We start from the raw sequence: 13463 nt of genomic DNA on the forward strand, positions 1-13463 counted from the left end.
GATTTCCAAGTTCAGGGCGGCCGAAAAAATGCAAGTCCCCGGGAGTAAAGAAAAATTAGGGGCAGGGGAGAACGTGTGAAGCCAACAAAGAGGCTATTTGGAAGAAGAAGTGGATAAAATTTATTAAAAGGAAATTCAGATTATTTTGATAAAAAATGTCAGTTTTTTTATTCTTAAAATATATATGATTTTATCAATGGAGGTTTGCATTTTATTTGAGAAAAAATTGGGAATTCCAGATTAATTATTAATCTATATTTTACTATTATAAGGTGTTCTAATTATTCATTGATGAAATTAAAACTAAAATAAATTATTTTTTATGATTAAGTAAAGTTAGTTAAGTTGTCAATTAATATTAATTTTTATTTCACACAAATTCAACAAGTTCGATGATTAAATCTCATGATGCTCTTTTTTCATTAAAAAAATTTTATAACATTGAAATGGTGAGTTGGTAAAAATTATTATTTTTCATACAACTGTGTCAGGTATTTCATTTTAGTAATATGATGTATCATAAATATTTACTTCCTGTTTAATGGACTATCTGATAAATACTAATTTGTTCGTACCTTACACTCAGAACTCACTTCATATTCTGAAAATACATTTGCACAAAAATTTAACATTCGAAAGTGATAAAAATGAAAAACTCAAATGAATTGATCCCATTAAAGATCATTGCCTCTGGTACTGCTTTGCCTGAATATAAAATATATTCATCCGATTTAGATCTGAAATTTAATAAACCGAATGGGTTTGTACAAAAACGTTCGGGTATTGAATATCGTTATCATTCTGACTATGAGGCTTCTCCGGCTAAATTAGCCGCTGAAGCATTGCATGATACTTTAAAAAATCATCAAATTTCGCCGGATTCTATTGATCTTCTGATTTCGGCTTCTGCTATTCCTATTCAGGCTCTGCCTTATTCAGCAGTACATATTTTAAAAGAGAGCCAATTAAACGCGGGAACTGCCTGTTTTGATATTAATTCAAGCTGTGTCAGTTTTGTCTCAGCCCTGAATGTTGCTGCTGGGTTGCTGGCGCTCAGGCAGTATCGACGTATCGCCATTGTTTCTTCTGAAATGGCTTCCCGTGGCATTGATTGGTCACATCAAGAATCCTCACTGATTTTTGGTGATGGTGCAGCTTGTATGATTGTTGAAAGAGGGGATGGGCAAAGCGGGATTGTTACCTATAAACATGAAACTTACCCGGAAGGAGTGGAGTTATGTGAGATTCGTGCCGGCGGAACTCGCAGGAATCTCCGTACGGGAATGGAAGATAGTGACTTCCTGTTCCAGATGCAGGGTAAGGCTTTGTTTAAATTGACGGCTTCATTAATTGAAGGTTTTACTGAGCGTGTACTTGCCAGCGCCGATCTGACTATGTCTGAGATTGATACAGTGATCCCTCACCAAGCCAGCCATCTGGGGTTAGAACATATCCGCAAACGGCTGAATATCAAGGATGAAAGGTTTGTGAATATCTACCGTTATCGCGGCAATCAGGTTGCTGCCTCAATCCCAAGTGCACTTCATGAAGCAATTATTACAGATCGTTATTACGGACGAGATTATGTGATGTTGCTTGGTACGGCGGCGGGGCTTTCATTAAGTGAGATGATTCTGAAACCATGAAAATTCTTGTAACTGGAGCAACAAGTGGCTTAGGACGTAATGCCGTGGATGACTTGTTAGCGCACGGGGAAACGGTCGTGGCAACCGGGCGTGATAAGCGGGCAGGAGAAGTCTTATCCCAACTGGGAGCAGAATTCCGCTGTGCTGAACTGGCGACGTTAACAGTGGATGAAGCCGTTGAACTGATGTCAGATTGTGATGCGGTCTGGCATTGTGCCGCCAAATCATCGCCGTGGGGTAATCCTGATGAATTTGAACGTATCAATCTGACTGCGACATACATGTTGGCACAAGCCGCGGGAAAATGTGGTATCAAACGGTTTGTGCATATATCTACACCCGCCGTCTATTTTGATTTTTCACACCAACAAAATATTACCGAAGATCAGCGTAGCCAACGCTTTGCCAATGATTATGCCCGAACGAAATTCTTGGCTGAAGAGTGTATACTCCAGATTATTCCGCGCTACCCTGAAACAACTTATATTATCCTGCGTCCCCGTGGGCTGTTTGGCCCACATGACAGGGTATTATTACCGCGTTTGCTGGCACAGGTTAAAACCAGCAAAGGGGTAATGGCTTTACCTGCGGGTGGAAAAAATGTACTGGATCTCACCTATGTCATGAATGTCGTCCATGCTATGTCATTGGCAACTTATCGTGAAGATTTACAGAGTGGGGCAATATATAACATTACTAATCAGCAGCCACAGCCATTGGCGAAGACTTTAGGATTGCTATTTGACGAGATGCAGTTCGGTTATCGGATAAAATCATTGCCTTACCCACTCCTGTATGGGGTTGCGGCGGTGTTGGAAGGGGTTGCTGCTATCACCCGAAAAGAGCCGTTATTGACTCGCTACGGCATTGGAGCCGCTTATTACTCCATGACGCTGGATAACTCAAAGGCAAGGAATGAACTGGGTTATACGCCCGTTTATACCATGGAAGAAGGGATTCATTTTACTGCAAGTTGGTTAAAGCAGATAGATGAGCAGGCGGGTTCACATGGTTAAGATGCGTATATTTGAAGTGGGATATTGCACCCATCCCGGCTGCGTGGCACTGAAAGGTGCCAGTTTTCGTGTCTGCAATTTCCCTGCCCGTGCATGGCTGCTGGAATGCAATGACAAACGATGGTTGCTTGATACAGGGTATGCCAGCCATTTTTACGATCATACTCGCACAGGCATCATCCGGCTGTACCGAACTGTCACGCCTGTCTACTTTGATACCAAAGATTCATTGGTGATGCAGCTAAAAGAAGATGGCATCCAACCACATGATATTGATGGCATCATCATTTCTCATTTTCACGGTGATCATATTGCCGGACTGCGGGATTTTCCTCAGTCCAAATTTATATGTTCTGGGGAAGGCTGGCAGCAAACGCGTCATTTACGCGGTATTTCTGCATTGACGCGGGCGTTTGTGCGGGGATTAATTCCGGAAGATTTTGAATCCAGAGTCAGTTTCTATGAAGGGTTTGAAATCTGTTCTCTGCCGGAAGAGTTGGCAGTATTGGGTGACGGTTATGCCGTGCCAGAGAGCCAGAAACAGATAGTTATTGTGCCGTTACCCGGTCATGCGGCGGGGCATATTGGCCTGTGCGTATTGACCGAACAGGGTTGGATATTGCTGGCAGGTGATGCTGCATGGTCACCAACTAACTATCGTGAGCTGCGTGGGCCGGCAAAATTAGCCAATATCATTATGGATGACAGCCGTGCTTATTACGAAACATTGAATAAGTTACATCAGATTGACCAAAAGCAAATTCCCATCCAGCTATGTCATGAGGGAGATTTGGAATGATATTCAAAACGCTCTGGTGCTATTGGCGCGCCAAGAAACAGTGGAAATTCACCCATCGTCAGCAACTCGAACAGCATCAATCAAAAGAACTGGCGGCATTTCGGCACAATACCCTGACCAAAAGCCCTTATTTTGCTCCTTACGGTGATTTGCCGTTGGCAGAATATCCATTGATGAACAAAGCCATCATGATGGAAAACTTCGATCAGATGAATACAGCGGGGCTTAAGCGCGACGAACTCTTGGAATGCGCACGATTGAGTGAACAATCACGGGATTTCAAACCAACGGTTGGCAAGTTCAGCGTTGGTATGTCGTCAGGCACATCAGGGCAGCGGGGTATTTTCGTTATCAGCCCTAAAGAGCGGAGTATCTGGGCAGGAACCATGCTTGCCAAAATGCTGCCGAACGGCTTATTTCACGGTGAACGAATCGCACTTTTTTTGCGGGCGGGAAACAATCTTTACGATAGCGTTCAGAACCGTTGGATATCTTTCCGGTTTTTTGATTTGTTCGCAGATTTTAATCAGCAGGTACAAGCGCTGGTGGAATACCAGCCGACTATCGTTGTTGCCCCTGCCCAAGTGTTGCGCGGGTTGGCACTGAAGATCCAACAAGGTGAAGTGTCATTGTCACCGGCTAAAGTGATTTCAGTAGCAGAAGTACTGGAACCGCAAGATCGCCAATTGTTGCAGAGTGTATTTAAGGAAGTCGGTGAAATCTATCAGGCGACGGAAGGTTTTTTGGCGTGTACTTGCCCGCATGGAACGCTGCATCTTAATGAGGAATTTCTCCATATTGAGCCAAAATGGATCGATGAATCACGTTTTAATCCCATCATCACGGATTTTACGCGGGAAACCCAGCCTATTGTGCGTTATCAGCTTGATGATATTTTGGTGATAAAGAGAACGCCCTGCACTTGTGGTAATCCGGCACTGGCGATAGAGCGCATTGAAGGACGCAGTGATGATCAGTTGGTTTTGCCTGCGCATAATGGAGAAAACGTCAGTATTTTTGCTGATCCTTGTTCACGGATTATTGCCAATACCTTGCCGCTGACGAGCGATTATAGGCTGACTCAGGCGAATTTATCGCTGCGTCTGGAAGGCGATTGTGATATTGCGATCCTGCAACAATGCCAGTTTGCCTTGACTGATTATTTTGTTAAACAAGGTGTCGATGTTGTTAAAATCGAATGGCAGTGTGTATCACAGACGATATCGCCGGATCTGTTTAATAAACGCCGTCGAATTATCAGGAAAAAGGCGTAGTTTGGGAGTATTTAAATAAGCTTGGAATATATTGTTTGCAATAGCGCAATCATACCAGAGGTGCCGATTGCGCGTTTTTATTTTGAAAAGTCGAGCAGGAAAATTTGCCTAATAAAATTAGTAGTGATAGCGACATTGAACAATAATTATTGCGGTGTCTGTAACCTTATAAACTAGGCGATGCTCACGATCAATCCGCCTGGACCAGTATCCTGACCAGTTATGTTTTAAGGGTTCAGGATCACCTAGCCCATCAAAAGACTGTCGGGCAATATCCTTAATAAGAGTATTAATGCGTTTTAGGGTTTTTTTATCGGTTTGTTGCCAATAAAGATAATCTTCCCACGCCGTTTCTGCCCAAGATAGAATCATTCTTCCAGTAAGCCTTTTTCAAGGATTTTACTCCGTTCTACTTCAGTAATAGCTAGGTTTAAGCGTGCTGCATTTTTAGGGCTTGCCATCAAATAAGCCGTTTCTTCATAAGCCCGAAAATCCTCCAAACTGAGTACAACTGCTGGCTTACCATTCTGACGAGTGATCATCACGGGTTGGTGGTCATCGTTCACTTTATCCAGAGTTTTAGCTAAATGAGTTCGAAATGCTGAATAGCTCATAACATTCATGGTCATTACCTCACAAGACTTGAGTACTTAACATTGTACTTGTACAATGTTAAGTACTCAAGTCTGTTTTATGGCTAAAGCCATAATCAGATTGTTTCCCCAGATTTTATAAGATCTGGGGAAACAAAAAATTATCCAGAGGATCAACCAACCACCACGCACATTGGCCTGCCCGACACCGGCTCTGGGTGAATCTCAGCTTCTACGCTAAACACGGTTCTGAGTAATTCTGGCTGTATGACCACTTCCGGCGTTCCCTGTGCCATCACTTTGCCGTCTGCCAGCACCACCAAATGATCACACCAGCGACTGGCCTGATTAAGATCATGTAAAACTGCTACAACCGTTTTCCCCTGCGTTTTTAGTTCTCCCATAAGTCTCATCAGCTCAACCTGATGGTTGATATCAAGATAAGTGGTAGGCTCATCCAATAACACCACAGGTGTATCCTGCGCCAGTACCATCGCCAGAAACGCCCGCTGGCGCTGGCCGCCAGAGAGATCGGTTAACCGCCGTTGTGCCATATGTACTATATGGGTTTTTTCCATCGCAACTTCCACTCGCATCTTATCCTCTACAGAGAGACGTCCCCATAGTGACAGCCACGGGCTACGGCCATAAGAGACCAGCTCCCTGACGGTAATGCCTTCCGGTGTCAGATGATGCTGAGGCAATAAAGCAATGCAGCGTGAAAGTTGGCGGGATGAAAACGTGGTAATAGGTTGATTTTTTAGCAGGATGGTGCCGGATTTCGTCGCTAACTGCCGAGAAATACATTTCAATAGCGTCGATTTACCACAACCGTTAGGGCCTAAAAGTGCGGTGATTTTTCCAGGCGGCAGGACGAGTGACAGTGCATCCAGAACAGGGCGGTTACCATACCCGATGGTCAGATTATCTATATGTAATTTCATTTAACGCATTCTCACAAGCAGCCATACAAACCACGGCGCGCCGATGATTGCGGTCAGCACACCTGCCGGCAGTTCCAGAGGCGGATGAATTGTTCGTGCCAGTAAATCCGCGACGACCAGCAGCAACGCACCTGTCAGCGCGGAAACGGGCAGTAGCCAGTGGTGACGTCCGCCCGTGATTTTTCGCACCATATGAGGAACCACCAGACTAATAAAACTGATAGGGCCACATACGGCGACGCCGGTCGCCGCGAGTGCTACCGCCAGCACCAGCCCCCAAAACTGCACGCGCGGAACCGCAACGCCGAGCGTTCCGGCTCGCGCATCGCCTAGCGCCAGCAGATCGAGGTCGCGACAAAAACACAGGCTCAGCGGAATTAAGACAGCCAGCAGTGGTACTGCCACCGCAACAAAAGTCCACCCCCGCCCCCATAAACTGCCCGTCAGCCACAACAGAGCGTTGTTTACATCCTGCGGACGAGAAAGCATCAGGTAATCGGTTATACTTGCCCAGCAGGCGGAAAGTGCTACACCCGTCAACGCAAAACGCATGGGAAACGTGGTATTCACCAACGCACGTAGCAGTGCCAGCGCTGTCATACCGCCGACAAATGCCAGCAACGGCAGCCAGATAACCGACAGCGAAGGCAGCAGAAGCAGCGCGCCGACCGTCGCCAGACTGGCGGCGTGGTTTACGCCGAGAATATCCGGCGAAGCCAGTGGATTGCGTACGATGCCCTGAACCAGTACGCCGGAAACAGCGAGCGCTGAGCCGACAAACAGCGCCAGCAAAAGCCGTGGCAGGCGATACAGCATCAGTACGTAATAGTGTTCACTGCCGCTGCGCCAGTCCGTCAGGAGTGCGTGCCACGGCAGTGGGATAGCGCCCATCCTGAGCGACAATAGGGAGCAGAACGCCAGCATCAGGGTAATACAGATTAGAAACACGATTTTCATCCGCGTTTCCTCACCAGCCAGACAAAGCAGGGTGCACCGAGCAGTGCCAGTACTGCGCCCGCAGGCAGCTCACCGGGGAAGGCCAGAGCACGGGCGAGCATATCGGCCAGTAGCATCAGCGTCGCTCCCAACAGCATACTCATAGGCAGTACGTTGCGCTGGTTGTAGCCAATCCAGAACCGTGCCAGATGCGGTATCAACAGACCAATAAATGCGATGGGACCAGCAACGCTGACGCAGGCACCCACCAGCAAAAGCACCAGCGCATTAATCCCCAGTCGCAGACGCGGCAGGTTGACGCCAAGTGTGTGGGCGGTGCTGTCGCTGACGTTAAGCAGATTAAGCTGGTTGGTCAGCAGCAGTACGATGAGCGTTGTCAGCACGACTATCGGGAAAAGTTGCCAGAACTCCTGCCAGCGTGCATGTGAGACACCGCCCGCCAGCCAGTAAAGAATGCCATACGCATGATCTTCTGCCAGCAGCAGCGTGATGCGGGTCAGCGCCATGCAGAGCGCTGAAAGCGCGATACCGGCGAGGATCAGCTTGTTGCGATCCTGTTCTTGCCGGAAACCGCCACCCGCCGCCATCACCAGCAGCCAGCTTACGCCACCACCACAGGCGGCAATAAATGCGATGGAAAAACCCTCGATCGGTGATGGGCTGAATGCGCTGGTCAGCGACATAGCCAGCGCCGCACCGCTATTGATGCCAAGCAAAGAAGGCGAGGACAACGGGTTATGGGTGAGGGTTTGCAGCAACGCCCCCGATAGTGCCAGACTTGCACCAATGGAAAGGGCGATCAGGGTTCTCGGCAGACGCAGGTTTTGCACCAGTGCTTCGGGCAATGTTGGCGTGTGTCCCGGCACCAGCGCGTGCAGCGCATCAAATGCAGAAATAGGGAGGGCTGAGTAGCAAAACAGACTCAGCCAGAAAATAGCGATAAGCGCCGCAGCAGGGATCCCCCACAACAGCGCTGGGTGTTGAATACGCTTCATTTCGTATCAGGATGCATCTGATGGTGAAATATTTTTACTGTATCGCTGGCAATGCGCTCCGCCGCGAAAATCCCACGCATCCGCGCCCAGGCATTGCTGTTGACCGCCGCGACCTGTTGTTTTTGCGCGGCCGTAAGAATCTGCCACAGCGTGTCCTGCTGCCAGCGTTTCACAATGCTCTCCTGACGATAATGCGCCACCAGTAGCCATGACGGGTTGATCGACAACAGTTGCTCAAGGTTTATCGACGGCATCGATGTCTGGCCTGCGGGCGCGGGAACCTTTAGTCCGAGCGTTGTCAGCACTTCGCCGGTATATGTTCCGCTGGTGTGCAGATTGAACTGTTGTTCACGTGACGTGCCGAATGCCACACTTGTACCTTCAGGCAGCAGGCTCGCCCACTTTGCCATCCGCTCGCTGTGCAGTTTGAGTCGTGCCTGCATTTCTGCGATTTTTCCTACTACTTCGCCAATAATTGCTGCCGATTGCAGGTTTTCTTTGTATGTTTCATTGCGTGATTTGAGCAACAGAACCGGGGCAATTTCCTGCAATGTGGTATAGATACCTGAGTGACGGCTGCTGTCGGCGATAATCAGATCAGGTTTCAGGGCGCTGATGGCTTCAAGGCTAGGCTGCGCGCGCGTTCCGACAGATTGCCAGGATTTCAAATGGGCGCGCACATCCGCCAGAATGCGATTCGGATCGTTGTCGTCAGCGATCCCCACGGGACTGATGTCCACCGCTGCCAGCGCATCGGCGAACGACAGTTCCAGCACCACGATGCGTTGCGGTGTTTTATTGAGTGTAAAAGTGCCATGCTCATCCTGAACAGTAGCGGCAAAGGACTGGCTTGCGAACACAAACAGACTTGCGAAAAAAATGCGAATAAAAGGCAAAATATTCACTCCACAATGTTTTCAAATACACAGTGTTTTCAAATACACAATGTTTTCAATACACAAAGTTTTCAATACACACAGATCCTGTAGACCAGATGACGTTGCGCTTACCCGGCGCTGCAAAAGCGCCGGGCATTAACAATTAAAACTTCACGGAACCCTGCATATACAGCGTGCGGGGTTGTCCGGCATAGATACCTTTGTTGTTGTCATCATAAGAGCGGGTATAGTACTCACGGTCGAAGATGTTCTTCACGCCGAACGCCAGATTCAGGTTGGCCATCTCCGGCCCGAAGTCATACGACACGCGTGCACCCCACAGCATATAGTCAGGAATACGGCCAGTGCTGCCATCGGCGCTTTCTGTAATGGTATTGTTGTTATCCGCAAACTGGCTGGACTGGAAATCACTGTTCAGGTTGAACGTCCAGTTGCCCGGTTTGTAGTCCACCCCAAAAGTACCTTTGTGTTTTGGTGAGAACGGTACCTGATTTCCGTAAGTGTCGCCACTTTCGCGGATCTCCGCATTTACATACGCATAGCTTGCATAGGCGGAGAGGTTTTCCAGCGTTGGCGTCAGATCGCCAAGATCGTACCGCATCTGCGTTTCCAGCCCGGTGTGACGGGTTTTACCGCGTGCGGTCACCGTGTCGTTGGTCTGGTTGGAGCTGTACTGATTATTGAAGTTAATCAGGAACAGCCCCATTTCCGCAGTCAGAGCGCCGTCGTCGTATCGGGTGCCGACTTCCCAGGTTCGCGCTTTTTCTGGTTCCACACTACCGCTTTTCACAGCCTTGCCAATTTGGCTGTACTGGACGGTGCCAAAGGAGCCTTCTGTGTTGGCATAAATATTCCAGTTGCCAGTCACGTGATAGAGCACATTCAGCGCAGGGAGCGGCGCGTTATAGCTCACTTCCCCATGCTTATGCTTCAGGTTGTTGTTCTGGTATGACTCGATATGTTCGAAACGCATACCGGGTGTAATAGTCCAGTTGCCGATATCGATTTTATCATCAATATACCAAGCGTGAGCCTCGGTAACTGAACGCGTGTCGCGATCGTACGGGCTGGACGTTGAGGGCAACTGACCGCTGGCTGTTGCAGTGTAGTAGCGCATTTCATGAGTTGATTCATTAACATAGCGATAACCTATTCCCACTTCATGCGCGGATGGACCCATCATAAAGCTCTGACTGTAGCGAGGTTCAATACCACGCACCCAGTAGTAGCGTGGAGAAAGGGTGATGCGTTTTCCCTGCTCCAGATAGCCGCTGCGCAACGTGCGGGTGTAGAAGCCCTGAATATTGAATTTGTGCTGATTGTCCGGCTGATATTGATAGCCGAGGCTTGCAAGCTGACGACGGCCCCAGAAGTGGTCATACGGGCGGGTGGATTGCCAGCGATCGGCATCGTAATCCGCGCGTGACAGACCGCCAGGCATATCGGCTTCTCCATCGTAGTATTGAAGCAGGCTGTTGAAGGTATGCACGTCGTTGGGCGCATATTTGCTTTTCAGCATAACATCATCAATGCGGGTGGCGCTGTGCTCGCGCCAGTCGCTGCCACGGGAGCCAGAGTAAAGCAACGCCGAGCCAAAACCGTTATCCATCGTACCGCCCACCATCAGGTTGTGCGTCTCTTTCGGATTGTCTTGTGAAGAAACCTGACTCAACTGGCCTTCGACACCGGCTTCAATGCCAAAGCCCTGCGGGATAGCGCGGGTGACAAAGTTAACCACCCCTCCCACACTTTGCGGCCCGTAACGCACCGCACCGCCACCACGCACCACGTCTACTGCGTTCATGTTGCCCAGAGATAAGGGGGCAAGCGAGAGCTGCGGCTGACCATAAGGCGCAAACGGAACCGGAATACCATCCATTAATACAGTTGAGCGGCTGGCAAGGCGTGGATTGAGTCCACGAATACCGAAGCTCATCGCCAGATCGTGACTGCCGGTACCATTGTTTTCCGGCGCGCTGACACCCGGAATACGATTTAACACGTCACGCATGGTGGTGGCACCCGTTTTGGAGAAATCTTCACGGTTGATCACATCACGTGCGCCGGCATGTTCGTACACATCGTTTTCACGTGCGTTACCCAGCCAGTCGCCCACCACGACGAGCTTATCCTCTTGGGAGATCGGAGCAGTTTCCAGCGTCCAGCTATTATTCCCAAGCGACTTGAGCTGTAACTTGCTACCAGCGAGCAGCGCCTTCAGGCCAGTTTCCACGTCGTAGTCGCCGTGCAGCCCGTTGCTCTGTTTACCGCGCGTCAGGCTGGCATCCACCGACAACGTGATCCCGCTGCGTGCTGCGTACTGATTGAGTGCTTTGTCCAGATCGCCGGCTGCGATGTCATACTGTGCGGCGAATGCAGACAGGGAGGCCAGGCCAACCAGCGGTAGCAGGCTCAGGCGAATAGCCGTAATCAAAGGTGTTGTTTTATGAAAAACGCATAAAGGGGTCATACCGTCTCCATCATCATTTTTTTGTTGTATCCATGTATGAAGTCGAATGAGCGGGGAAAAGGGACAATCGAAATGAAGATTATTTTTATTTTTTTTACTTACGCTGGAATGATGTTGACCCAGTATCGGGTAACTGACTGAATTTTAACGGGTAGAGTTTTGGCGATCACATTCAGCACCGTATCGGTATTTTTCAATGGAAAGGTTCCGCTCAGGCGAAGTCCGGCAACAGCCGGATCACAGCGCAGTATGCCGTTACGATAGCGTGCTAGCGTAATAATCACCTCACCAAGCGGTTTATTGCTAAAGCTGAGTATGCCCTGAGTCCAAGTGTTGGCTTCATCATCCAGCGATGCAATCTCGCCAAACTTTACCGCATTGAAATGCAGTTTTTCACCCTGCCGGACAATGCGTTTTTGCGTTGGATCGCTGGTCAGCACAACTTTTACCGCATTCTGCTGTACCGCGAGCAGAGTGTTGTCATCCTGCTGACGAACGGTGAATTCGGTGCCCAGTGCGGTAAGCTGCCCCTGACGGGTGAAAACGCGAAACGGGCGATGTTGTGGATCTCTGGCAGTCGTAATGGCAATTTCGCCGTACCAAAGTTTAATGGCGCGCTGGTGGGCATCGAAACGCACATCCACCGCACTTTGCGTATTGAGCGACAGAAGCGATCCATCCTCCAGCCACTGTTGGCTTATTGCCCCTTTTGCGGTGCGATAATCGGCGCGTAACCCTTCACCCGATTCTGAACGCCAGAGCTGCCAGCCGCTACCGACGCCAAGTATCAGCAACAGTCCTTTCATCATGTGGCGGCGGGTATATTGAATATCGTGGAGCGTGCGGCTGGCCACACCGTCAGGCACGCTGCTGAATTGGTTGCTCAGAATTTCCACCTGTTGCCATGCCCACTGGTTGTCCTGATCCTGTTCATACCATTGCTGCCAGCGCGCCTGCTGCTGAGGGCTGACCCGCCCGCAGTTTAATACTGCATACCAGTGAGAGGCTGCACGCAGCGCCTGACGGCGGGAATCGGTCAGTGTGTTGCTCAAAGCCCGTGCTCCAGACGAAATAACAGACAGTGCTCCATTGCTCTGGCCACGTATTTTTTCACCGAGCTGACAGAGACGGACAGACGGCACGCGATGTCGTTATAGGTTAGCCCCTCCAGCTGGGAAAGCAGAAACGCGTCGCGGGTTTTACCGCTCAGGCCATCCAGCATTTTGTCGAGCAGTTGCAGGGTTTCCAGCTGACTTTCACGTATTTCTGAGGAGGGGGCGTGCGTTTCTGGCAATTGCGCCAGCATCTCAAGATAGGCTTTCTCGAGTGCATTACGGCGGAAGAGATCAACTATTACCCGTTTGGCAATGGTGCATAAAAAGGAGCGGGGATCGCGGATGGACGCAAGCGAATCGTTCCTCATTACCCGCAGAAACGTATCCTGAACAATATCATCAGCATCAAAAGCCGACTGGAGTTTGCGGGTGAGCCATGTTTTCAGCCAACCATGATGCGCGCCATAAAGCGATTCAAGTGTAAAAGGAGCTGTAGTGGCAGTATGCTCAGACATGGCTAAATGTATCATAAGTTAATTATCACGCAACCATATTAATATGAGAATGGTTATCATTACAATCAAAAATAAAGATGAAAGGGAGTCGTTATGGATATGTTGCTGCTTGTAATGATCGGGTCAGGATTGATGCTGTATCGGATTATAGGTTTATATATGCCTAATGGATTTCAAGATGCAGCGCGACGGCAAGGGAGCGACAAATTCGTCGGGAACGAATTTGCCCAGCCAAAGCCTGCCCTCTGGTGAGAGGCAGAAGCCTCTCATTAATCCCCGGGAGCATAGATAACTATATGA

At 49.1% G+C, this 13463-nt stretch carries 13 protein-coding genes; 4 read left to right on the top strand and 9 right to left on the bottom strand.

The window, feature by feature from the left end:
- Positions 1-647: 647 nt before the first annotated feature.
- The 4 genes from AACQ81_RS11940 to AACQ81_RS11955 are packed head-to-tail and all read left to right on the top strand — an operon-like array spanning position 648 to position 4735.
- A complete protein-coding gene (locus AACQ81_RS11940; RefSeq protein WP_237387401.1) occupies positions 648-1646 on the top strand; it encodes a 3-oxoacyl-[acyl-carrier-protein] synthase III C-terminal domain-containing protein in 999 nt (332 codons plus the stop codon).
- Positions 1643-2662 carry an NAD-dependent epimerase/dehydratase family protein gene (locus tag AACQ81_RS11945; RefSeq protein WP_237387402.1) on the top strand — a complete coding sequence of 340 codons (1020 nt, stop codon included), beginning with the start codon at positions 1643-1645 and terminating at the stop codon, positions 2660-2662. The genes AACQ81_RS11940 and AACQ81_RS11945 overlap by 4 nt, the downstream gene beginning before the upstream one ends.
- Positions 2655-3461, top strand: a complete 807-nt coding sequence (locus AACQ81_RS11950) for an MBL fold metallo-hydrolase (RefSeq protein ID WP_237387403.1) — start codon at positions 2655-2657, stop codon at positions 3459-3461. The genes AACQ81_RS11945 and AACQ81_RS11950 overlap by 8 nt, the downstream gene beginning before the upstream one ends.
- Positions 3458-4735 (top strand): F390 synthetase-related protein, encoded by a 1278-nt coding sequence (locus AACQ81_RS11955; RefSeq protein ID WP_237387404.1) that lies wholly within the window; start codon positions 3458-3460, stop codon positions 4733-4735. The genes AACQ81_RS11950 and AACQ81_RS11955 overlap by 4 nt, the downstream gene beginning before the upstream one ends.
- Positions 4736-4852: 117 nt before the next feature.
- Here the strand turns inward: AACQ81_RS11955 and AACQ81_RS11960 are convergent, their stop codons facing one another.
- The 9 genes from AACQ81_RS11960 to fecI form a co-directional block, all read right to left on the bottom strand.
- Positions 4853-5107, bottom strand: a complete 255-nt coding sequence (locus AACQ81_RS11960; protein ID WP_013185277.1) for a Txe/YoeB family addiction module toxin — start codon at positions 5105-5107, stop codon at positions 4853-4855.
- A complete protein-coding gene (locus AACQ81_RS11965; RefSeq protein WP_237387405.1) occupies positions 5104-5358 on the bottom strand; it encodes a type II toxin-antitoxin system Phd/YefM family antitoxin in 255 nt (84 codons plus the stop codon). Before AACQ81_RS11965 ends, AACQ81_RS11960 begins: the two co-directional genes overlap by 4 nt.
- A gap of 143 nt (positions 5359-5501) precedes the next feature.
- Positions 5502-6272, bottom strand: a complete 771-nt coding sequence (gene fecE / locus AACQ81_RS11970; protein WP_010846253.1) for a Fe(3+) dicitrate ABC transporter ATP-binding protein FecE — start codon at positions 6270-6272, stop codon at positions 5502-5504.
- Positions 6273-7229, bottom strand: coding sequence for a Fe(3+) dicitrate ABC transporter permease subunit FecD (gene fecD / locus AACQ81_RS11975; RefSeq protein ID WP_237387406.1), 957 nt, complete (start codon positions 7227-7229; stop codon positions 6273-6275). It lies immediately after the preceding gene.
- Positions 7226-8224 (bottom strand): iron-dicitrate ABC transporter permease FecC, encoded by a 999-nt coding sequence (gene fecC / locus AACQ81_RS11980; RefSeq protein WP_237387407.1) that lies wholly within the window; start codon positions 8222-8224, stop codon positions 7226-7228. Before fecC ends, fecD begins: the two co-directional genes overlap by 4 nt.
- Positions 8221-9123 carry a Fe(3+) dicitrate ABC transporter substrate-binding protein FecB gene (locus AACQ81_RS11985; RefSeq protein WP_237387428.1) on the bottom strand — a complete coding sequence of 301 codons (903 nt, stop codon included), beginning with the start codon at positions 9121-9123 and terminating at the stop codon, positions 8221-8223. The genes fecC and AACQ81_RS11985 overlap by 4 nt, the downstream gene beginning before the upstream one ends.
- Positions 9124-9265: 142 nt before the next feature.
- The gene (gene fecA, locus AACQ81_RS11990) at positions 9266-11593 is read right to left on the bottom strand and encodes a TonB-dependent Fe(3+) dicitrate receptor FecA (RefSeq protein ID WP_237387408.1); all 2328 of its coding nucleotides are present in this window, start codon (positions 11591-11593) and stop codon (positions 9266-9268) included.
- Positions 11594-11691: 98 nt separating this feature from the next.
- Positions 11692-12645 carry a ferric citrate uptake sigma factor regulator FecR gene (fecR, locus tag AACQ81_RS11995; protein WP_237387409.1) on the bottom strand — a complete coding sequence of 318 codons (954 nt, stop codon included), beginning with the start codon at positions 12643-12645 and terminating at the stop codon, positions 11692-11694.
- On the bottom strand, positions 12642-13163 hold the full coding sequence (gene fecI, locus AACQ81_RS12000; protein ID WP_237387410.1) for a ferric citrate uptake sigma factor FecI: 522 nt from the start codon (positions 13161-13163) through the stop codon (positions 12642-12644). Before fecI ends, fecR begins: the two co-directional genes overlap by 4 nt.
- Positions 13164-13463: the final 300 nt, after the last annotated feature.

The organism is Xenorhabdus sp. Sc-CR9 (assembly GCF_963897815.1).
GTDB lineage: Bacteria > Pseudomonadota > Gammaproteobacteria > Enterobacterales > Enterobacteriaceae > Xenorhabdus.

Excerpts from the sequence above, each read along its gene's own strand:
- AACQ81_RS11940 (WP_237387401.1), top strand. The coding sequence starts at position 648 with ATGAAAAACTCAAATGAATTGATCCCATTAAAGATCATTGCCTCTGGT.
- AACQ81_RS11945 (WP_237387402.1), top strand. The coding sequence starts at position 1,643 with ATGAAAATTCTTGTAACTGGAGCAACAAGTGGCTTAGGACGTAATGCC.
- AACQ81_RS11950 (WP_237387403.1), top strand. The coding sequence starts at position 2,655 with ATGGTTAAGATGCGTATATTTGAAGTGGGATATTGCACCCATCCCGGC.
- AACQ81_RS11955 (WP_237387404.1), top strand. The coding sequence starts at position 3,458 with ATGATATTCAAAACGCTCTGGTGCTATTGGCGCGCCAAGAAACAGTGG.
- AACQ81_RS11960 (WP_013185277.1), bottom strand. The coding sequence starts at position 5,107 with ATGATTCTATCTTGGGCAGAAACGGCGTGGGAAGATTATCTTTATTGG.
- AACQ81_RS11965 (WP_237387405.1), bottom strand. The coding sequence starts at position 5,358 with ATGAATGTTATGAGCTATTCAGCATTTCGAACTCATTTAGCTAAAACT.
- fecE (WP_010846253.1), bottom strand. The coding sequence starts at position 6,272 with ATGAAATTACATATAGATAATCTGACCATCGGGTATGGTAACCGCCCT.
- fecD (WP_237387406.1), bottom strand. The coding sequence starts at position 7,229 with ATGAAAATCGTGTTTCTAATCTGTATTACCCTGATGCTGGCGTTCTGC.
- fecC (WP_237387407.1), bottom strand. The coding sequence starts at position 8,224 with ATGAAGCGTATTCAACACCCAGCGCTGTTGTGGGGGATCCCTGCTGCG.
- fecA (WP_237387408.1), bottom strand. The coding sequence starts at position 11,593 with ATGACCCCTTTATGCGTTTTTCATAAAACAACACCTTTGATTACGGCT.
- fecI (WP_237387410.1), bottom strand. The coding sequence starts at position 13,163 with ATGTCTGAGCATACTGCCACTACAGCTCCTTTTACACTTGAATCGCTT.